The organism is Geodermatophilus sp. CPCC 205761 (assembly GCF_051383655.1).
Lineage (GTDB): Bacteria > Actinomycetota > Actinomycetes > Mycobacteriales > Geodermatophilaceae > Geodermatophilus.
On sequence record NZ_JALPKQ010000011.1, the window covers coordinates 84021 to 103759 of the forward strand.

Sequence of the window (19739 nt, forward strand, 5' to 3'; positions counted from 1 at the left end):
AGATCGGTGGCCGGGCGTCGGAGTCGGGCGGGTGGGTCAGTCGGCGAAGGCGGTCGCGATCAGCTGCTTCTGCTCGGCCTCGTGCACCTTGGCCGAGCCGACGGCCGGGCTGGCCGACGCGCGACGGCTGACCCGGCGCAGGGTGCGGCCGGCCGGCAGGTGCTCGGGCAGGTTGACCGCCATGAACTGCCAGGCGCCCATGTTCATCGGCTCCTCCTGCACCCAGACGACGTCGCTCGCGTTCGGGTACCGCTCCAGCTCCGCCCGGATCTGCTCGGCCGGCAGCGGGTAGAGCTGCTCGACCCGCACCACGGCGGTGTCTGCGCTGCCGTCGGACTCCCGCTGCGCCTGCAGGTCGTAGGCGACCTTGCCGCTGCACAGCAGGACCCGCCGCACCGCGGCGTCGTCGAGCGGCTCGCCACCGACACCGGCGTCCGGAAGGACCGGGCGGAAGTTCTGCTCGGTGAAGTCCTCGACCGGGCTGACCGCCGCCTTGGCCCGCAGCAGCGACTTCGGTGTGAAGACGACCAGCGGCCGGTGCACGTCCGACAGCGCCTGGCGGCGCAGCAGGTGGAAGTAGTTGCCCGGCGTCGTGCAGTTGGCGACGGTCATGTTGTTCTCGGCGCACAGCTGCAGGAACCGCTCGGGGCGACCGCTGGAGTGGTCGGGGCCCTGGCCCTCGAGTCCGTGCGGCAGCAGCAGGGCGACGCCGGAGCGCTGACCCCACTTGGCCTCGCCGGAGCTGATGAACTCGTCGATCACCATCTGCGCGCCGTCGACGAAGTCGCCGAACTGAGCCTCCCACAGCACCAGGGCCTTCGGGTTGGCCACCGAGTAGCCGTACTCGAAGCCCAGGGCCGCGTACTCGCTGAGCAGGGAGTCGTAGACGAAGAACTTCGCCTGGTCCTCGGCGAGGTTGGCCAGCGGGGTGTACTCCGCGGCCGACTGCCGGTCGATGAGGACCGAGTGGCGCTGCACGAACGTGCCGCGGCGGGAGTCCTGGCCGGCCAGCCGGACCGGGACGCCCTGCATGAGCAGCGAGCCGAAGGCCAGCAGCTCACCCATGGCCCAGTCGATGCCGCCCTCGCTGACCATCGCCGCGCGGCGCTCGAGCAGCCGCTGGAGCTTCGGGTGGACGGTGAAGTCCTGCGGCAGCGAGACGTGCGCGTCGCCGATCGCCTTGAGCACCTCGGTGGTGATCGCGGTGGCGACCGTGGACTCGTGCGCCGTCCGCGGGTCCATGACCGGCTCGGGCGCGGAGGAGTCCTGCGCGTCGTGGGTCTCGGCGAAGGCCCGCTCCAGCTGCTCGCGGTAGTCCTTGAGCGCCTCCTCGGCCTCCTGCAGCGTGATGTCGCCGCGGCCGATCAGCGCCTCGGTGTAGAGCTTCCGGACCGAGCGCTTGCGGTCGATGATGTCGTACATCAGCGGCTGGGTCATCGAGGGGTCGTCGCCCTCGTTGTGCCCGCGCCGGCGGTAGCAGACCAGGTCGATGACGACGTCCTTCTTGAACGCCTGCCGGTACTCGACCGCCAGCCGCGCCACCCGCACGCAGGCCTCGGGGTCGTCGCCGTTCACGTGGAAGACCGGCGCGCCGATCATCCGGGCGACGTCGGTCGAGTAGAGGCTCGACCGGGCCGCCGCCGGGCTGGTGGTGAAGCCGACCTGGTTGTTGATGACGACGTGCACGGTTCCGCCGGTGCGGTAGCCGCGCAGCTGGGAGAGGTTCAGCGTCTCGGCGACCACGCCCTGGCCGGCGAACGCGGAGTCGCCGTGCAGCAGGACCGGCAGCACGGTGAAGCCGTTCTCGCCCTTGTCGATGAGGTCCTGCTTGGCCCGCGTGATGCCCTCGAGCACCGGGTTGACCGTCTCGAGGTGCGACGGGTTGCTGGCCAGCGACACCGCGATCGACTTGTCGTCGAACGGGTTCTTGAAGGTGCCCTCGGCGCCCAGGTGGTACTTCACGTCGCCGGAGCCCTGCACGGTGCCGGGGTCGATGTTGCCCTCGAACTCGCCGAAGATCTTGGCGTAGCTCTTGCCCAGGACGTTGGCCAGCACGTTGAGCCGGCCGCGGTGCGCCATGCCGATCGCGACCTCGTCGAGGTCGTGGTCGGTGCCGGCGATGAGCACCTCGTCCAGCAGCGGGATCACCGACTCGCCGCCCTCGAGGCTGAACCTCTTCTGGCCGACGTACTTGGTCTGCAGGAACGTCTCGAAGGCCTCGGCGGCGTTGAGCCGGCCGAGCACGTGCTTCTGCTTGTCCCGGTCGGGCTGCTCGGCCTTGAGCTCGACCCGCTGCTGGATCCAGTCCCGCTCTTCGGGGTCGGTGATGTGCATGTACTCCACGCCGACGGTGCGGCAGTAGGAGTTGCGCAGCACGCCCAGGACGTCGCGCAGGGCCATGAGCTTCTCGCCGGCGAACCCGCCGACCGGGAACTTCCGGTCGAGGTCCCACAGCGTCAGGCCGTGCTGCAGGATGTCCAGGTCGGGGTGGCTGCGGACCTTGAACTCGAGCGGGTCGGTGTCGGCCATGAGGTGGCCGTTGCGCCGGTAGGACTCGATGACCTCGATGACCCGGGCTTCCTTGTCGATCTGCCCCTCGCGGCTGACCCGCACGTCGGGCATCCAGCGCACCGGCTCGTAGGGGATGCGCAGCGACCGGAAGACGCCGTCGTAGAAGCCGTCCTCACCCAGCAGCAGCTGGTGCAGGCGGCGGAGGAAGTCGCCGGACTGCGCGCCCTGGATGATCCGGTGGTCGTAGGTCGAGGTCAGCGTGATGATCTTGCTGACCGCCATCTCGGTGAGCGCCTCGGGGCTCATCCCCTGGAACTCGGCCGGGTACTCCATGGCGCCGACGCCGACGATCGTGCCCTGGCCGGCGGTCAGCCGCGGCACCGAGTGGTTGGTGCCGATCGTGCCCGGGTTGGTGAGGCTGATCGTCGTTCCGGAGTAGTCCTCGAGGGTCAGCTTGCCGGCGCGGGCCCGGCGGATGACGTCCTCGTAGGCGCCCCAGAACTGGGCGAAGTCCATCTGCTCGGCGGCCTTGATCGAGGCCACGACGAGGGACCGCGAGCCGTCGGCCTTCGGCAGGTCGATGGCCAGGCCGAAGTTGACGTGCTCGGGCGTCACCAGGGTCGGCTTGCCGTCGACCTCGGTGAAGGAGGCGTTCATCTCCGGGAAGTCGTCCAGCGCCCGGATCAGCGCGTAGCCGATCAGGTGCGTGAAGGAGACCTTCCCGCCGCGGGAGCGGGCGAGGTGGTTGTTGATGACGATGCGGTTGTCGGCCAGCAGCTTGGCCGGCACCGCGCGCACGCTGGTCGCCGTCGGGACGGTCAGCGACGCGTTCATGTTCTTGACGATGCTGGCGGCCGCGCCGCGCAGCGGTGTCTGCTTCGGGCCCTCGCCGGCCGGCGCCTTCGGCGGCGCGGGCTTGGCGGCCGGCTTCGGCGCCGGGGTGGCCTTCTGCTGGGCGGCGGCGGTGTCGGCAGCGCGGTCGACGACGGTCGCCTCCGTCTTCGGCTCCACCGGGGTGGCCCGGGACGGCGCGCCGCCCGCCGGCTCCTGGGCGGCGGGCGCCTGCGGGGCCGGGGCGCCGGCCGCCGGCGCAGTCGCCTCCGGCTCGGCCGACGGCTCGGCGGAGGACGGGGCCGGCTCGGGGCCGTCCGGGGAGGCGGCCGGCTGCTGGCGGTCGTCGCTCGCGGCCACCGGGCTGCCCGGCCGGTAGTCGGCGAAGAACTCGTGCCAGGCCTGGTCAACGCTGGACGGGTCGGCGAGGTACTGCTGGTACATCTCCTCGACCAGCCACTCGTTGGTGCCGAACCCTGCCACCGCTGAGGAGGAGGGGGTGGAGGACGGCCGGGATGAGTTCACGCTTGACACGGGGTCGAGTGCCTTCTTCGTCGTCGGTGGACGTGTCTGGACCGGGTGGGGAGTGTACGCCCGTCCGGGTGCCCGGACCGGGCTGCCCGCGCAGCCTGCACCGGCTCGCGGCCAGGCGGGTGGCGGTGCATCAGGCGGTGGCACCGTGGGCGACGAGCAGGTCGGCCAGCGCGTCGTGGGCGGTGGCCCGGCCGGCGTCCTCGCGTCGGGTGCGGGCCGCCGACACGCGGCTGATGTCGAGGGCGCTGGCCCCGTCGTTGGTGGTGGCGTTGACGTCCGCGCCGGCGTCGAGCAGGACACGCACCACCTCGGGCGCGTCGCGGTCGACGCCGGCCGCGACGGCGGCGTGCAGCGGGGAGCGGCCGGTGTCCGGCTCCCGACGGTTGACGTCGGCGCCGGCGTCCAGCAGCAGCCGGACCAGCTCGAGCCGGCCGTGCGCCGCGGCGGCGTGCAGGGCCCCGGCGTCGGCGTCCGCGCCCCGGTCGAGCAGCGCGCGGGCGGCCCCGGCCGCACCGCCCGCGGCGGCCCACGTCAGCAGGTCCACGCCGGTGACCGGGTCGGCCAGCGGTGCGCCCGCGTCGAGCGCCGCGGCCAGCTGGTCGGCGTCGTCGAGGTAGGCCGCGCTCGGCGCGTCGACCGGGGCGCCGAGGCTCCGGAGGACGGCGACCAGGTCTGGTGCGGACTCCAGCGCGGTGTGCAGCGGCGTGCGGTGCTGCTCGGTGCGCGCGGCCGGGTCCGCGCCGGCGGCGACCAGCAGCCGGACGATCTCGGCCTGACCCTCGGCGACCGCGACGTGCAGCGGCGTCCAGCCGCCCTGTCCGTCCCGCTCCACGGTCGCCGACAGCAGCCGCGGCGACTGCTCGACGGCGGTGCGGACGGCGTCGACGTCACCCTGGGCGATCAGCCGGGCCAGCCGCGGGCCGGTCATGCGGGTGGTCATGGGGGATCCCCGTTTCCGTTCGGGACGTGCCGGGCGGCCGTGCTAGACGACGTCCCGCCGGACGGCGAGCAGGGTGCCCAGCAGGGCCGCCACCAGACCGTAACCGAGCAGCAGCAGCCCGCCCTGCCAGGGTTCGAGGAGCTCGGGACCCTGGAAGGTCGCCGTCATCGCCTCGAGCGCGCCGCCGGGCATCCACTTGTAGGCCCCGGCCGTGGCCGGGATCTGGCGGATGATCGGCTCGACCACGAACAGGTAGACCAGGCCGCCGACGATGGCGCCCACCTGGTTGCGCAGCAGCGCGCCGAGACCGACGCCGATGACGGCGTAGATGACCAGGGCCAGGCCGGCACCCGTCATGACCCGCAGGTTGTCCCCGGTCAGCGACGGTGCCGCCCCCCGGGCGCCGGCGTGGATCGCGACGACGAGGTAGTTCACCGCCAGCACCAGCAGAGCGAAGGGCACCGCCGCCAGCGCGTAGCCGATCAGCTTGGCGACGACGACGCGGCCGCGCCGGGGCGTCGTGAGGAAGGTCGGCGTGGCGGTGCGGTGCCGGTACTCCTGGGTCATCCCGATGATGCCGAGGATGAGGAACAGCACCGTGACGTTGGCCGCGGTGGCCAGCGCGAGCTCCTCGTAGGCCTCCGTGCCCACGGCGGGCAGGCCGCTCTCCGCGCCGCCGGCGAAGGCGGTGAAGAGGATCGCGAAGCCGGTCACCATGACGCAGGCGCCGAGCAGCAGCCCGATCCACACGCGCGTGGTGAACAGCTTGGTCCACTCGGCGCGGACGAGCGCGGTCATCGGGCAGCTCCCTGCGTGATCGTGTCGGTCGGAGCGGCGGCGAACTGCTCCTGGCCCGCGGTGAGCCGGAAGTACAGGTCCTCCAGGCCGCTGCTCTCGGCGCGCAGCTCGTGCAGCTCGATCCCGGCCGCGAACGCGCGGGCGCCGACGACGGCCGGCGTCGTCCCGGAGACGGTCACCAGCCCGTCGCCGCCCGGTGCGACCTCGAGGCCGGCGGATCCGAGGACCTCGACCAGCCGGGCGGCCTCGGGGCTGCGGGCGAGCACGGTCCCGGGGCCCTGGGCGCCGGCGTGCAGCTCGGCGATCGAGCCCTCGCGGACCAGCCGGCCGGCGCCGACGATGACCACGCGGTCGGCGGTGTGCTCCATCTCCGAGAGCAGGTGGCTGGAGACCAGCACGGTGCGGCCCTGCTCGTGGGCCAGGTGGCGGATGAACCCACGCAGCCACTGGATGCCCTCGGGGTCCAGGCCGTTGGCCGGCTCGTCGAGGACGAGCACCGCCGGGTCGCCCAGCAGCGCCGTCGCCAGCGCGAGACGCTGCCGCATGCCGAGGGAGTAGCCGCCCGCGCGGCGTCCGCCGGCGTCGGCCAGCCCGACCTGCACGAGGACGTCCTCCGCGCGGGAGAGCGGCAGCCCCGCCGCGCGGCAGTACACGCGCAGGTGGTTGCGGCCGGAACGGGCCGGGTGGAACGCCGTCTCGAGGACGGCGCCCACGGTGCGGACCGGCGCGGGCAGGGCCGTGTACGGGGCGCCGTTGAACGTCGCGGTGCCCGAGTCCGGCTGCTCCAGGCCCAGCAGCATGCGCATGGTCGTGGTCTTCCCGGCCCCGTTGGGCCCGAGGAAGCCGGTGACCGACCCGGGTTCGACGGTGAAGGTCAGGTCGTCGACGGCGCGCACGGCGCCGAAGGTCTTGGTGAGGCCGCGGACCTCGACCCGCACGGGGTCTCGGGGTGCGGTGCTGCCGGGGCGGATGGCGCTCTCCTGGGGTCGGCGGGGGCCTGACGACGGCTCCATCCAAGCGCACCCGGACGACGGTCCGGGAGTCCCGGCGGGCGTGGCGGCCGAGGGTGATCGCGCGCACAGCGGAGGCCCTGCCGGTAGGTTCCCGAGCCGTGAGCGCGTATCGCACGGTGGTCGTCGGGACCGACGGGTCGGAGTCATCCCTGCGGGCGGTGCGCCGCGCCGGCGCGCTGGCCGGGGCCTGTGGCGCGCGGCTGGTCCTCGTCTGCGCCTACCAGCCCCCGCGGGTCGACGAGCGCGAGCTCCAGGAGGCGCGCGAGGTCTTCGGTGACGACGCCTACCAGGTCATCGGCTCGGGCCCGGCCGAGTCCACGGTGCAGACCGCGGCCGAGCGTGCGCGGGAGGCCGGCGCCACCGACGTCTACCCGATCGCCGTCGTCGGCGCGCCGGTCGAGACGCTGCTCGACGTGTGCGCCCGCGAGCAGGCCGACCTCCTCGTGGTGGGCAACCGCGGGCTCAACAGCATCAAGGGCCGGTTGCTCGGGTCGGTGCCCTCCGACGTGACCCGCCGGTCCACGGTCGACGTGCTGGTCGTCCACACCACGGGCTGACCCCCTGCCGGGCACCGGAGCCGAGGACGCCGCCGCGGGTGCACCCGACGCCCGGGAGGCGCTCGAGCGGCTGCTCCTCGACGGCCCGGGCTGCTACACCCGGCTGCAGGTCGCCGAGCTGGCCGGCATGCCGCCGGAGCGGACGCAGCGGCTGTGGCGGGCGCTCGGCTTCCCCGACGCCGCCGACGACGAGGCGCTCTTCACCGACACCGACGTGCGGGCGCTGGGCACGCTCTCGGCGCTGATCGACTCCGGCTTCGTCGACCCCGAGACCGAGGCGTCGATCGCCCGGGCCATGGGCCAGTCGCTGTCCCGGCTGGCCGACTGGCAGACCGACATGCTCGCCGACCTGCTGACCCGGGACGCCGGCGGCGAGCAGGCGATCGACCCCGCGGAGGCGGTGCGGACCGCGCAGCGGCTCTTCCCGCTGCTGCGCGAGGTGCAGGACTACGTGTGGCGGCGTCACCTGGCCGCCAACGCCGACCGGCTGCTGGCCTCGGCCGGACCCGGCGACCGGCGCGAGCTCGCCGTCGGCTTCGCGGACCTCGTCGGCTACACCACCCGCAGCCGCGGCATGGGCGGGCGGGAGCTCGGCGAGATGGTCGAGGACTTCGAGAGCACCGCCAGCGAGGTGATCGCCCGCCACCACGGCCGGGTGGTGAAGACCGTGGGGGACGGCGTCCTCTACACCGCCGTCTCACCCATCGACGCCGTCGAGATCGGGCTGGAGCTCCCCGAGGCGTGGCAGGCCGCCGACCGCCCGCCGCTGCGGGTGGGTGCCGCGCACGGCACGGTGCTGACCCACCTCGGCGACGTCTACTCCCCGGTGGTCAACCTGGCCAGCCGGCTGACCTCGATCGCCCGGCCGTCGGCCCTGCTGGTCGACCGCGAGCTGGCCCGGCACCTGCGCGGCCTGCCGCGGTACCGGGTCCGCCCGCTGAACCGGGTCTCCGTCCGCGGGTACGACCAGCTGCAGCCGTGGCTGGTCCGCCGCCGTCCTCCCGGCGGGGAGGACAACGCCCTGGAGGGCATGCTCGACGAGATGGCCGACGAGGTCCTCGCCGCCCCGGAGGACGGCGAGCAGCCCTGACAGGGGCCGGTGAGAGGCTGAACCCGTGCCCGCCACCCTCGTCGCCCGCGGGCTGGCCGCCGGCCACGGCGCCCGCGTCCTGTTCTCCGACCTCGACCTCGTCGTCGCGCCCGGTGACGTCGTCGGGCTGGTCGGGGTGAACGGCGCGGGGAAGTCCACCCTCCTGCGCACGCTGGCCGGCGAGCTGCCGGCCGAGTCCGGGGAGGTGACGGTCAGCCCGCCGACGGCAACTCTCGGGTACCTGCCGCAGGAGCACGAGCGGCGCCCCGGGGAGTCGGTGCGCGACGCCCTGGCCCGCCGCACCGGGGTGACCGCGGCCCACGCCGCACTGGACGCGGCCACGTCCGCGCTCACCGCCGGGCTCGACGGGGCCGGCGACGCCTACGGCGACGCCCTCGAGCACTGGCTGGCGCTCGGCGGCGCCGACCTGGACGAGCGCGCGGAGCAGGTGGTGGCCGAGGTGGCACCCGGCGTCGCGCTCGACGCCGCCATGACCGGGCTCTCCGGCGGGCAGGCCGCCCGGGTCGGGCTGGCGGCGCTGCTGCTGTCGCGCTACGACGTCCTGCTGCTCGACGAGCCGACCAACGACCTCGACCTGGCCGGCCTGGAGCAGCTGGAGCGGTTCGTCACCGACGCCCGCGGCGGGATCGTCGTGGTCAGCCACGACCGCGAGTTCCTCGCCCGCACGGTGACCCGGGTGGTCGAGCTGGACCTCGCCCAGCAGCTGGTGCGGGTGCACGATGGCGGCTACGAGGCCTACCTCGTCGAGCGGGAGGTCGCCCGCCGGCACGCCCGCGAGGAGTACGAGGAGTACGCCGACACCCGATCGGGGCTCGAGGCGCGGGCCCGGACGCAGCGCTCCTGGATGGACAAGGGGCTGCGCAACGCCGTCCGCAAGCAGAAGGACCCGGACAAGCACGTCAAGAACTTCCAGCGGCAGACCTCGGAGAAGCAGGCGGCCAAGGCCCGGCAGACCGAGCGGCGGATCGAGCGGCTCGAGGAGGTGGAGGAACCGCGCAAGGAGTGGGAGCTGCGGATGGAGATCGCCGCGGCGCCGCGCGCCGGTGCGGTGGTCGCCACCCTGTCCGGCGCCGTCGTCCGGCGCGGCGGCTTCACGCTCGGGCCGGTCGACCTGCAGGTCGACTGGGGCGACCGGGTGGCGATCACCGGGCCCAACGGCGCCGGCAAGTCCACCCTGCTGGCCGCCCTCCTCGGGCGGGTGCCGCTCGACGCGGGGCGGCACTCGCTGGGGCCGGCGGTGCGGATCGGCGAGGTGGACCAGGCGCGCCGGGCGTTCCTGGGGTCGGAGGGGCTGCTGGCCGCGTTCTCGGCGGAGGTGCCCGACCGGCCGACCGCGGAGGTGCGCACCCTGCTGGCCAAGTTCGGGCTGACCGCCGAGCACGTGCTCCGGCCCGCCGACACGCTCTCGCCGGGGGAGCGCACCCGCGCGGGGCTGGCCCTGCTGCAGGCGCGCGGCGTCAACGTGCTGGTGCTCGACGAGCCCACCAACCACCTGGACCTGCCGGCCATCGAGCAGCTGGAGCAGGCGCTGGCCGGCTACCGCGGCACGCTGCTGCTGGTCACGCACGACCGCCGGATGCTGGCCGCGGTGGAGACCACCCGCCGGCTCGCCGTCGACGGCGGCCGGGTCACCGGGTAGCGGGACCTCTCGCCGGCTCGCGGCGGGCCCCTCCAGCGAGGCCGGTCGCCGGGGCGGGCGACGGCGCCTCGAGGACGGCGGCCACCGCGTACTCGGCCAGCGTCGCGAGCTCCTCGGCCGTCGCGGCGGCCGAGGAGAGCGCCGGCAGCAGGTGCACCTCCACGACCACGCCCGCGGCGGCGCCCAGCCAGCGGAGGGTGGCGACCGTCGAGCGGGTCGCCGGCGGGTCGCCCGCGCCGCGGTAGCGCAGCGCCACCGGGCAGACGGGGGCGCCGGTCTCCGCCGCCGCGGCGAACAGCGCGGGGGAGAAGCGGCCGAGCGCGGCGGCCCCGGTCGGCTGCTCCTCGGGGCGGACGACGACCGGCGTCCCGCGGCGCAGCGCGGTCGCGACGCGGGCGGAGACCGGGGCGACGGCGGGCACGGGCACCCCGGCGATCCGGTCGCGGTGTCCCGCGACCAGGACCCCGGGCAGCGCCGTCTGCAGGACCAGCGGGTCCAGCGCGGAGACGGCGTTGGCGACCAGCAGCAGTCCCGGGTCGCGGCCGGCGCGGGGCCACGGCGCCGACGGTGCGCGAACCGCCACCCGGACCCCCAGGCCGGTGAGCACCCGGGAGGCGCCGCACACCGCCCGGCGCCGGGAACTGCCGACGGCGGGGCGCAGCCGCTCGGTGGCGACGAGGGCGCCGGTGCGCAGCCAGCGGGCGGAGGCGGGGGGCGGGGGCACGGACGGTCGGGACACCGGGACCTCCAGGGTCACCCGGGCCCGGGTGGGCCCGTGGGGACCGAGCGTGACCGGCGGAGATGGCCGGGCGATGACACCGAGGCGACGGTGCCGGGACGTTCCGGGGTGGGCGCTCCGCGCCGGTTGCCGGCTCAGCCGTCGCCGAGCGCGTCGGCGAGGCCGACCGCGCTCATCCCGGCCCAGGTGTCGCGGACGTGGTGCGCCAGCACCAGCAGGTCCCGCAGCTCCCCGTCGCGGTCGCGGATGTGGTCGACCAGCAGCGCCTCGCCGGTGAAGCCCAGGTCGGTGAAGAGCGCGAGCGCCGCGCCCTGCTCGGCGACCACCTCGACCACCAGCTTGGTCAGCCCCTCCTCGAGGCCCTGCACCATCGCGTGCCGGGCCAGCTCGCGGCCCTGGCCGCTGCCGCGCGCGCCGGGCGCCACGACCAGCCGGAGCTCGCCGACGTGGTCCGACCAGCCGGGCAGCCGCAGCACCGCGACGTACCCGGTGACCCGCCCGTCGCCGTCCAGGGCCACCCACCGCCGGACGCCGGGGGCGCCGGCCGTCCACCCCCGCACCACGTCGGGGTCGGTGACGTCCTCGCGGATGAAGGTGCGGTCGCCCTCGGGGAGGTCGGCGAAGAAGCGCAGCAGCGCGTCGCAGTGCGCGTCGGTCACCTCGACGACGTCGCTCACCGGGCGGCCTCCTCGGCGGTCGCGTCCAGCGGTTCGCTGCGCCGCCGGAGGAAGTCGATGATCTGCGGCACCGTCGTGCGGGCCGCCGTCCGCCCGACCACCAGGCCCATGTGCCCGGCCGACAGCCGCAGCTCGTGCTTGTCCGGCGAGCCGACCAGGTCGATCAGCGGCGCGGTCGCCTCGGGCGGGACGATGTGGTCGCGGTCGGCTCGGACGGTGAGGAACGGCACGCGGATGTCGGCCAGGTGGATCCGGTCCCCGCTCACCGCCAGCCGGTCGGTGACCATCCCGTTGTCCCGCACCAGCATCCGCACCGTCTCCTCCGCCGCCGCCCCGGGGAAGGGCACGTGGTCGTCCGACCAGCCGGTCATGGCCTGGTAGGCGGAGACGTACTCGTCGTTCCAGAGCCGCTCCCACAGGGTCACGTAGCGGGTGACCTCGGAGGTCGGGGTCAGCGCGCGGAAGCCCTGGACGACGACCCGCGGCGGCACGTTGCCGTTCGCGTCGAGCACCGCGGCGACCTCCAGGCCGCCCACCCGGAACAGGTCGGCCAGCGGGCCCATGTGCCGGAAGTCGACCGGCGTGGCGAGCACGGTGAGGCTGCGCAGCGGGGCGTCGGGGTGGTGCGCGGCGTACAGCAGGGTGAGGTTCCCGCCGAAGCAGTAGCCGAACAGGTTGACCTCGCCGGCGCCGGAGAGCTCCAGCACCCGATGCACCGCGGCCGGGATGTAGTCGTCGACGTAGTCCTCGAGGGTGTTGGCCGCGTCCCGCTCGTCCGGTTCCCCCCAGTCGAGCAGGTAGACGTCGAACCCCGCGCCCAGGAGCTGCTCGACGAAGCTGTTGCCCGGCGTGAGGTCCAGGACGTAGCTGCGGCTGACCAGGCTGAACACGATCAGCAGCGGCGGGCTGTGCCGCACGTCGTCGTTGCGGTAGTGCCACAGCTGGGTGCGGCCGCGCTGCCAGACGACGTCCTTCGGGGTCAGCCCGACCCCGGGCCGGTCGACCCCGCTGACCAGCTTCAGCCCGTTACGGGCGCGCAGGGCGTTGCGTTCGACGTCGCGACGGACGCGGTCGAGGATCGTCTGCGGACGAGGCGCTGTCGGCATGGCTCTCCTCGGTCGTGCGTCGTCGCTCCGCCTCGAGTTGCAGGGTCAGCCGCCGGATCTCCCGGTCGAGCGCCCCCACCTGGGCCCGCAGCCGGCTGACGTCGGTGCCGGCGGGCAGGTTCAGCAGGTGCCACGCGCGGGTGGTCACGTCCCGCGCGGAGTCGCGGGCCAGCGTGGTGGCCCGGCGCAGCAGCGCGGCGCCGATCGAGAAGGTGTCGGTGCGGACGAACTCCTCGGCGCGCGGGGTCACCCGGCGCTCGGCGGCGTCGAAGGCCTGCCGCCACAGCGGCGGGCGTGCGTCGGCCACGGTTCCTCCTCGGGTCGGCGGGTGCGGGCTCAGGTGAAGGCGCTGACCCCGGTGATGTCGCGGCCGACGATGAGCGTCTGCACCGTCTCGGTGCCCTCGAAGGTGTGGATCGCCTCGATGTCGGCCATGTGCCGGATGACGTGGTTCTGCAGCAGGATCCCGTTGCCGCCGAGCAGGTCGCGGGCCTCGGCGAGGATCTCGCGGGCGGTCCGCGTGTTGTGCATCTTGGCCAGCCCCGCGACGGTCGGGGAGAGCCGGCCGGCCTCGGCCAGCCGGCCGATCTGCATGCAGTACAGCTGCATCCCGGTGAGCGCGGCGAGCATCCGCACCAGCCGCTCCTGCACGATCTGGAAGCTGACCAGCGGCTTGCCGAACTGCTTGCGCTCGCGTGTGTAGGCAAGCGCCGTCTCGTAGCCGGCGGTGGCGTGCCCCAGGGCCATCCACGCACAGGCGCCGCGGGTGGTGGCCAGCACCCGGCCGGTGTCGGCGAAACTGTGCGCCTCCTGCAGCCGGTCGGCCTCGGGCACCCGGACGCCGCTCAGCTCGATCTCGGCCTGCCAGACCGCGCGCAGCGACATCTTCCCGGTGATGACCGTCGCCTCGTACCCCTCGGCCGGCGTCTGGACGACGAAGCCCTTGACCTGTCCGTCGGCGACGTCCCGCGCCCACACGACCACCAGGTCGGCCAGCGACCCGTTGCCGATCCAGCGCTTCGAGCCGTCCAGCACCCAGGTGTCGCCCTCCCGGCGGGCGGTGGTCTCCAGCGCGACGGAGTCCGACCCGTGGTGCGGCTCGGTGAGCGCGAACGCGCCGAGCTTGTCCAGCGTCGACATCTGCGGCAGCCAGCGGTCCTTCTGCTCCGCCGAGCCGCACATCTCGATCGACTGCATCGCCAGCCCGGCGTGCACGCCGAGGAAGGTGCCCAGGCTGCCGTCGCCGCGGTGCAGCTCCATCTGCACCAGGCCCGCGGCCATGGGGCTCATCCCCGCAGCGCCGTGGCCGGTGATGCTGCCGCCGACGATGCCCAGCTCGGGCAGCCGGCGGATCAGCGGCCACGGCACCTCCGCGCGCTCCCAGTAGTCGCCGGCGACCGGCAGCACCTCGCTGTCCACGAAGCGCCGCACGGCGAGGAACTTCTCCCACTGTTCCTCGGTGAACTGGTCGCGCACCGAGAAGAAGTCGGTGCCGAGGGCCTCGCCCAGGTGGCTGGTGTCCAACTGCTGCGTCACTGACCGACCTCCGTGGGGACCTCGACGGCGCGGCGCAGGATCTTGCCGGTGGGCCCCTTGGGGAGGCTGTCGACCAGCCAGACGTGCCGCGGGTACTTGTAGGCGGCGACCCGCTCCCTCACCCAGGCCTGCAGCTCGGCCGGGTCGGCCTGTGTGCCGGGCTTGAGCGCGACGGCGGCGGCGACCTCCTCACCCAGTTCCGCGTGTGGGACGCCGATGCAGGCGGCCTCGGCGACCGCCGGGTGCTCGTAGAGCGCCTCCTCGATCTCCCGCGGGTACACGTTGTAGCCCCCGCGGATGATCATCTCCTTCTTCCGGTCGACGATCGCGTAGTAGCCGTCGGCGTCCCGGCGGGCGAGGTCGCCGGTGCGGAACCAGCCGTCCGGGATGGCCTTCGCCGTCTCCTCGGGGCGGTTCCAGTACCCCTTCATGACGTTCTCGCCGCGGATCGCGATCTCGCCGACGTCGCCCTCGCGGACGTCGCGGCCCTCGTCGTCGACCAGGCGCATCTCCACGCCGCGGATCGGCGTGCCGATCGTGCCGGGCTTCCGCTCCGCGTGCGGGTGGTTGAACGAGGCGACCGGCGAGGTCTCCGACAGGCCGTAGCCCTCCAGGACGATGCAGCTGAACGCCTCCTCGAAGCCGCGCATCACCTCCACCGGCATCGCCGACCCGCCCGAGACGCACAGCCGCAGGCTGGAGACGTCGTACCGGTCGCGGTCGGGGGAGTGCAGCATCGCCGAGAACATCGTCGGCACCCCCTCGAAGACGGTCACCCGGTCCCGCTCGACGATCGACAGCGCCTTGGCACCGTCGAACCGCGGCAGCAGGGTCAGGCACGACCCCGCGAGGACGCCGGCGTTGAGGGCGCAGGTCAGGCCGAAGACGTGGAACAGCGGCAGGCAGCCCATGATCACGTCGTCCGGGGAGCCCTCGAGCAGCGTCTCCTGCGTCGTCCGGGCGTTGCCGCGCAGGTTGGCGTGGGTGAGCTCGGCGCCCTTGGGCGGGCCGGTGGTCCCCGAGGTGTAGAGGATCACCGCGGCGTCCCCGTCGGCGCGGTCCACGACGTCGCCGTCGGGGGTGCCGGTCAGCGCGTCCCCGGTCCCGGTCGGCCCCACGGCCACCGCGTCCACACCGACCGCGCCGGCGGCCTCGGTGGCCGCCTCGGCCACCGAGTCGAGCGCGACCACGATCCGGGCGCCGGAGTCGCGCAGGTAGTACTCGACCTCGCGCGCCTTGAGCAGCGGGTTCATCGGGACGACGGCGGCACCGGCCATGAGGGCGCCGTAGAAGACGACCGGGAAGCTCACGACGTTGGGCAGCACCATCCCCACCCGGTCGCCGGGCTGCACCCCGCGGGCCCGCAGCCCGGCGGCGACCCGCGTCGCGTCCTCCCGGAACCGGTCGTAGGTGAGGACGGCGTCGTCCATCCGCAGTGCCGGGCGGTCGCCGTGCGCCGCCGCGGTGTCCACCAGGTGCTGGGCCAGGTTCGTCATGGGGCTGCCACCTCTGCTGGGGGCTGGGAGCCGACCCCTACCCGGCCGCGGGGTGGTCCACCCCTCACTTGGGGTCGCGGTGGCGGCCGGGCCTCGCGGGCGACAGGCTCGCGGGCACCGACACCGACGACGGGAGCGACAGTGGCAGGCATCCTCGACATGTTCCGGCTCGACGGCCGGGTGGCGATCGTGACGGGGGCCTCCTCCGGCCTGGGCGCGGTCTTCGCCCAGGCGCTCGCCGAGGCCGGCTGCGACGTCGCACTCGGTGCCCGTCGCGAGGACCGGCTGGCCGGCACCCGGGAGGCGGTCGAGGCCGCGGGCCGGCGGGCGATCCCGGTGCGCACCGACGTCGCCCGGCCCGAGGACTGCCAGGGCCTGGTCGACGCCGCGATGGCCGAGTTCGGCAAGGTCGACGTGCTGGTCAACAACGCCGGGGTCGGCACCGCCGTCCCGGCCACCCGGGAGACCCCCGAGCAGTTCCGCGACGTCATCGACGTCAACCTCAACGGCTGCTACTGGATGGCCCAGGCCTGCGGGCGGGTCATGCAGCCGGGCAGCTCCATCGTCAACGTCTCGAGCATCCTCGGGCTGACGACGGCGGGGCTGCCGCAGGCGGCGTACGCGGCGAGCAAGGCCGGCCTGATCGGGCTGACCCGCGACCTGGCGCAGCAGTGGACCGGCCGCAAGGGCATCCGGGTCAACGCGCTCGCGCCCGGGTTCTTCGAGTCGGAGATGACCGACCAGTACCCGGAGGGGTACATCGAGTCGCAGTTGTCCCGGGTGCTCGTCGGGCGCAAGGGCGACCCCCGCGAGCTGGCCGCGGCGCTGGTGTTCCTGGTCAGCGACGCCGGGGGCTACGTCACCGGCACGACGCTGCCGGTCGAGGGCGGGCTGCTGACCAGCTGACGGCGTCGGCGGCCGGCCCTACGCTGCCGGCCGTGCGCGAGGAGCTGGACGAGCGCTTCCCGGGGGAGTCGCTCGACACCGACGTGTGGTTCCCCCACTACCTGCCGCACTGGAGCTCGCGGGCGGCGTCCGCGGCGACGTGGCGGGTGGCCGACGGGGAGCTGCACCTGACCATCCCCGCCGACCAGCCGCTCTGGTGCCCGGACCTGCACGAGGAGCCGCTGCGGGTGTCCTGCCTGCAGACCGGCAGCAGCGTGGGTCAGCAGCCGTTCGCCGAGGGCCTCGTGGTGCGGGAGGAGCACGCTCCGTTCTGGGGCTACACCCCGCGGTACGGGCACCTCGAGGTGCGGATGCGGGCGCGGATCACGGGCCGGTCCATGGTCGCGTTCTGGCTCTCCGGCATCGAGGACCGGCCGGAGCACTCGGGGGAGATCTGCGTGGCCGAGGTCTTCGGGGACACCGTCCGCGACGGGACCGCGGCGGTCGGGACCGGCCTGCACCGGTTCCGGGACCCGCGGCTGACCGAGGACTTCGGCGCCGAGCGGCTGCCCGTCGACGTTGCGCGGTTCCACACCTACGCCGTCGACTGGGCGCCCGGGTCGCTGGTGTTCAGCGTCGACGGCGACGTCGTCCGCCGGGTCGGCCAGGCGCCCGACTACCCGGTGCAGCTGATGCTGGGCGTCTTCGACTTCCCCGGCCGCGCGGATCCCGGAGACCCGGCGGTCCCGGTCCCCGAGCTGGTGGTGTCCTCGGTCGTGGGACGCCCCCTGCCGGCCTGACGCCGGGTCAGCCGGCGCACTCCTCCACCCGGCAGGTGCAGGCGACGACCCGGTCGGCGTCGGGATCCGGTTCCGGGAGCGCCGCGGCACCGCCGCTGACCAGCGGGCCCGGCCGGCGGGGCACCCGGTCGCCGGTGCCCCCGCCGCGGTGCGGGTACACGAGGACGCCGTTCACCGGGTCGGGCGCGGCGTCCAGCGCGGCGCCGACGACGGGGGACTGCCGGAAGGCGTCCCGCTGCCGCTCCTCGGGGAAGGCGAACTCGAGCACGACACCCCACCGGTGCTCGTGCTCGTCCCAGAAGGCGGCGCCGCCGGCCAGCGCCGCCTCGACGAGCCGGTCGTGCCACCCGCGCGCCCACCCGGCGGCCGCCGTGGCGCCGTCGAACACCTCGAACGTGACCCAGTTCACAACGCGGGGGACGCTACGCCGACCGGGGTGCGGAGACGAGACCCGCGGGGCGGCGGCCGTTCCTGTCGGTGGCCCGTGCTGTCCTCCTCGCACCCGCTCCACCCGACCACCGCGAGGAGACCCCCGTGCCCGTCGACATCGTCGATCCCGAAGGTCTGCCGAGGTCCGAGCAGTACGCGCAGGTGGGCGTCGCCACCGGCACGCGCACCGTCTACCTGTCCGGTCAGGTGGCCCGGGACGCCGACGGGCGCCCGGTGGGTGCCGGTGACCTCGCGGCGCAGACCGAGCAGGCGCTGATCAACGTCGTCACCGCGCTGCGCGGGGTGGGGGCGGAGTACTCCGACGTCGCCAAGCTGACGATCTACGTCGTCGACTGGTCGCCGGAGAAGATGGCCGACCTCGGCGCCGGCGCCGGGCGGGCCGCGCAGCGGCTGGGCGTCGACCCGCGGCGGCCCACGACGCTCGTCGGGGTGGCGGCGCTGGCCGAGCCGGACCTGCTGATCGAGGTGGAGGCCATCGCGGTGCTGGACTGAAGGGTGCCCCCGGCAGGATTCGAACCTGCGCACCCGCCTCCGGAGGGCGGTGCTCTATCCCCTGAGCTACGGGGGCTCTGCGGTGGGGCAGGGAGAAACCTACCAGCCCCGCGCGGCAGCCCTGACGGCGGCCGTCACGGCGCGGGCAGGGGCGTTCCTCCGCGGGCGGTCAGCATCCGCTCCATCGTCGTCACCTCGGCGGCCTGCGTCTCGGCGATCGTGCCCGCCAGCGTCGCCACCGCAGGTTGGGTGGCGTGCTCGGCGGCGTACTCGGCCATCTCCCGGCCGCCCTGGTGGTGCCGGATCATCAGCCGCAGGAACTGGACGTCGAACTCCGTGCCGGTCAGAGAGCGCAGCTGGGCCAGCTCCTCGTCGGTCGCCATCCCGGGCATGAGCTCGCCGGCCGTCCCGTGGCCGGTGTGCCCGGTCGCGGGAGCCATCCAGGCCATCGTCTCGCCGCCGGTCGGGGGCAGCCCCCACAACGACAGCCAGCCCTGCATCCGGCCGGTCTGGTTCGTCTGGGTCGCGGAGATGTCGAAGGCCAGCCGGCGCACCTCGGGGTCGGCGCTGAGGTCGAGGGCGAGGTTGGCCATCTCCACGCCCTGCAGGTGGTGGCGCGACATGTCCCGGGCGAACCCGGCGTCCACCGAGTCGGCGCCGGGCACCGGGTCGCCCCGGCCGATGCCGAGGGCCACGGCGAGGCCGCCGCCGAGCAGCACCAGCCCGACGGCGATGACCGCGAGCAGGGCCGTCCGCAGCCCGCGTCCGGGGCCCCCGGCGGGGGTCACGGGGCGCCGGTCTCGGCCCCGGCCTCCGGCGTGGTCGGGGCGTCGGTCGTCATCGACGCGCTGCCGCGGCTGACGTCGTCGACGGTGAGCGGGGCGCTGATGAACTGCGGGTTCTCGCAGCTGGCCCCGGGCTCCGGGAAGAACTCCTGGTTGTAGGTCAGGAAGTCGGCGAACTGCGTCAGCCGCACGTCCTCGACGGAGTCCACCTTCAGCTGGTGGTTCCAGGACTGGATGCTGACGGGGGAGTCCTGGCCCGCGTAGGGGGACAGCATCCGGCCGGACTCGTCGGCCAGCTCGGCCAGCGTGGCGATCTCGTCCTCGGAGAGCGCGTCCGGGTCGTAGGTGATCCAGACGGCGCCGTGCTCGAGGCTGTGGACGGCGTTCTCGTGCCGGATGTCGACGTCGTAGACGGTGCCGGTGCAGTCGGCCCACTCGCCGTCGTGCGGCCCCCCCACCGGCGGCGACTGCTCGTACTGGACGGGGGTGGTCACGTGCTCCTGGCCCGCGGCGTACTCGAAGGTCGCGACCCCGGCGATCTCGTCGACCGAGTCGATCCGGCCCTCCTCCGCCTGGTTCACCTGCACCACCGCGTAGGTGATGACGGCGGCGGCGAACACCACCACGGCGACCGCTCCGGCGATGAGGCCCCAGGGGCGCTGCTGGCTGACGACGTTGGTCACCGGCGGGCGGGTGCGCCCCTTGGTGCCGGCGGCCGGTCGGCCGCCCGGCTTGCCGGACCCGCCGCGCGCGCGGCCGTCCTGGGGCTTACCGTCCTTGGCCACGGACTGTCTCCTCGTGCACCAGATGCTCGCGGGACCGCGCCGCGCCTGGTGGGG

At 74.4% G+C, this 19739-nt stretch carries 19 protein-coding genes and 1 tRNA gene; 6 read left to right on the top strand and 14 right to left on the bottom strand.

Going from position 1 to position 19739, the window contains the following annotated elements; genetic code table 11:
- Positions 1–36: 36 nt before the first annotated feature.
- The 4 genes from MY526_RS09015 to MY526_RS09030 all read right to left on the bottom strand — a co-directional run bounded on the left by MY526_RS09015 (position 37) and on the right by MY526_RS09030 (position 6510).
- Positions 37–3876 (bottom strand): multifunctional oxoglutarate decarboxylase/oxoglutarate dehydrogenase thiamine pyrophosphate-binding subunit/dihydrolipoyllysine-residue succinyltransferase subunit, encoded by a 3840-nt coding sequence (locus MY526_RS09015; RefSeq protein WP_436703740.1) that lies wholly within the window; start codon positions 3874–3876, stop codon positions 37–39.
- Between the two features lie 130 nt (positions 3877–4006).
- Complete coding sequence (locus MY526_RS09020; RefSeq protein WP_436703741.1) at positions 4007–4816, bottom strand: ankyrin repeat domain-containing protein; 810 nt, start codon at positions 4814–4816, stop codon at positions 4007–4009.
- A 42-nt stretch (positions 4817–4858) separates the two neighbouring features.
- A complete protein-coding gene (locus tag MY526_RS09025) occupies positions 4859–5614 on the bottom strand; it encodes an ABC transporter permease (protein WP_436694398.1) in 756 nt (251 codons plus the stop codon).
- Positions 5611–6510: an ABC transporter ATP-binding protein gene (locus MY526_RS09030; protein WP_436694449.1), complete on the bottom strand. Its 900-nt coding sequence runs from the start codon at positions 6508–6510 to the stop codon at positions 5611–5613. The genes MY526_RS09025 and MY526_RS09030 overlap by 4 nt, the downstream gene beginning before the upstream one ends.
- 215 nt (positions 6511–6725) lie before the next feature.
- Between MY526_RS09030 and MY526_RS09035 the strand changes: the two genes are divergently transcribed.
- The 3 genes from MY526_RS09035 to MY526_RS09045 all read left to right on the top strand — a co-directional run bounded on the left by MY526_RS09035 (position 6726) and on the right by MY526_RS09045 (position 9934).
- A complete protein-coding gene (locus tag MY526_RS09035) occupies positions 6726–7184 on the top strand; it encodes a universal stress protein (RefSeq protein ID WP_436694399.1) in 459 nt (152 codons plus the stop codon).
- A 70-nt stretch (positions 7185–7254) separates the two neighbouring features.
- Positions 7255–8274, top strand: coding sequence for an adenylate/guanylate cyclase domain-containing protein (locus MY526_RS09040; protein WP_436694450.1), 1020 nt, complete (start codon positions 7255–7257; stop codon positions 8272–8274).
- A 25-nt stretch (positions 8275–8299) separates the two neighbouring features.
- Positions 8300–9934, top strand: a complete 1635-nt coding sequence (locus MY526_RS09045; RefSeq protein ID WP_436694400.1) for an ABC-F family ATP-binding cassette domain-containing protein — start codon at positions 8300–8302, stop codon at positions 9932–9934.
- Here MY526_RS09045 and MY526_RS09050 read toward each other — a convergent pair.
- The 6 genes from MY526_RS09050 to MY526_RS09075 all read right to left on the bottom strand — a co-directional run bounded on the left by MY526_RS09050 (position 9924) and on the right by MY526_RS09075 (position 15488).
- A complete protein-coding gene (locus MY526_RS09050) occupies positions 9924–10673 on the bottom strand; it encodes a hypothetical protein (protein ID WP_436703742.1) in 750 nt (249 codons plus the stop codon). The genes MY526_RS09045 and MY526_RS09050 overlap by 11 nt on opposite strands.
- 134 nt (positions 10674–10807) lie before the next feature.
- On the bottom strand, positions 10808–11350 hold the full coding sequence (locus MY526_RS09055; RefSeq protein ID WP_436694402.1) for an N-acetyltransferase family protein: 543 nt from the start codon (positions 11348–11350) through the stop codon (positions 10808–10810).
- The gene (locus MY526_RS09060) at positions 11347–12456 is read right to left on the bottom strand and encodes an alpha/beta fold hydrolase (protein ID WP_436694403.1); all 1110 of its coding nucleotides are present in this window, start codon (positions 12454–12456) and stop codon (positions 11347–11349) included. Before MY526_RS09060 ends, MY526_RS09055 begins: the two co-directional genes overlap by 4 nt.
- Complete coding sequence (locus MY526_RS09065) at positions 12377–12763, bottom strand: hypothetical protein (protein ID WP_436694404.1); 387 nt, start codon at positions 12761–12763, stop codon at positions 12377–12379. The genes MY526_RS09060 and MY526_RS09065 overlap by 80 nt, the downstream gene beginning before the upstream one ends.
- Before the next feature lie 29 nt (positions 12764–12792).
- Positions 12793–13992 carry an acyl-CoA dehydrogenase family protein gene (locus MY526_RS09070; protein WP_436694405.1) on the bottom strand — a complete coding sequence of 400 codons (1200 nt, stop codon included), beginning with the start codon at positions 13990–13992 and terminating at the stop codon, positions 12793–12795.
- Positions 13989–15488 carry a long-chain-fatty-acid--CoA ligase gene (locus tag MY526_RS09075; RefSeq protein ID WP_436703743.1) on the bottom strand — a complete coding sequence of 500 codons (1500 nt, stop codon included), beginning with the start codon at positions 15486–15488 and terminating at the stop codon, positions 13989–13991. The genes MY526_RS09070 and MY526_RS09075 overlap by 4 nt, the downstream gene beginning before the upstream one ends.
- A gap of 141 nt (positions 15489–15629) precedes the next feature.
- Between MY526_RS09075 and MY526_RS09080 the strand changes: the two genes are divergently transcribed.
- Positions 15630–16394 (top strand): SDR family NAD(P)-dependent oxidoreductase, encoded by a 765-nt coding sequence (locus MY526_RS09080; RefSeq protein WP_436694407.1) that lies wholly within the window; start codon positions 15630–15632, stop codon positions 16392–16394.
- A 32-nt stretch (positions 16395–16426) separates the two neighbouring features.
- A complete protein-coding gene (locus tag MY526_RS09085) occupies positions 16427–17173 on the top strand; it encodes a glycoside hydrolase family 16 protein (RefSeq protein ID WP_436694408.1) in 747 nt (248 codons plus the stop codon).
- A gap of 7 nt (positions 17174–17180) precedes the next feature.
- On the opposite strand, the gene MY526_RS09090 is transcribed toward MY526_RS09085, so the two are convergent.
- Positions 17181–17582 (bottom strand): hypothetical protein, encoded by a 402-nt coding sequence (locus MY526_RS09090; protein ID WP_436694409.1) that lies wholly within the window; start codon positions 17580–17582, stop codon positions 17181–17183.
- Between the two features lie 125 nt (positions 17583–17707).
- On the opposite strand from MY526_RS09090, the gene MY526_RS09095 reads away from it, so the two are divergent.
- Positions 17708–18115 (top strand): RidA family protein, encoded by a 408-nt coding sequence (locus MY526_RS09095; protein WP_436694410.1) that lies wholly within the window; start codon positions 17708–17710, stop codon positions 18113–18115.
- 4 nt (positions 18116–18119) lie between these two features.
- On the opposite strand, the gene MY526_RS09100 is transcribed toward MY526_RS09095, so the two are convergent.
- From MY526_RS09100 to MY526_RS09110, 3 genes are all read right to left on the bottom strand, one after another.
- Positions 18120–18191, bottom strand: a tRNA-Arg gene (locus tag MY526_RS09100).
- Between the two features lie 58 nt (positions 18192–18249).
- Positions 18250–18903 (bottom strand): DUF305 domain-containing protein, encoded by a 654-nt coding sequence (locus tag MY526_RS09105; RefSeq protein ID WP_436694411.1) that lies wholly within the window; start codon positions 18901–18903, stop codon positions 18250–18252.
- Entirely contained in the window at positions 18900–19685 is a 786-nt protein-coding gene (locus MY526_RS09110) for a DUF3105 domain-containing protein (protein WP_436694412.1), read from the bottom strand. Before MY526_RS09110 ends, MY526_RS09105 begins: the two co-directional genes overlap by 4 nt.
- Between the last annotated feature and the right edge of the window lie 54 nt (positions 19686–19739).

Bases quoted from the DNA above. Each gene is read 5' to 3' on its own strand.
- MY526_RS09025 (WP_436694398.1), bottom strand. From the start codon at position 5,614: ATGACCGCGCTCGTCCGCGCCGAGTGGACCAAGCTGTTCACCACGCGC.
- MY526_RS09020 (WP_436703741.1), bottom strand. From the start codon at position 4,816: ATGACCACCCGCATGACCGGCCCGCGGCTGGCCCGGCTGATCGCCCAG.
- MY526_RS09075 (WP_436703743.1), bottom strand. From the start codon at position 15,488: ATGACGAACCTGGCCCAGCACCTGGTGGACACCGCGGCGGCGCACGGC.
- MY526_RS09060 (WP_436694403.1), bottom strand. From the start codon at position 12,456: ATGCCGACAGCGCCTCGTCCGCAGACGATCCTCGACCGCGTCCGTCGC.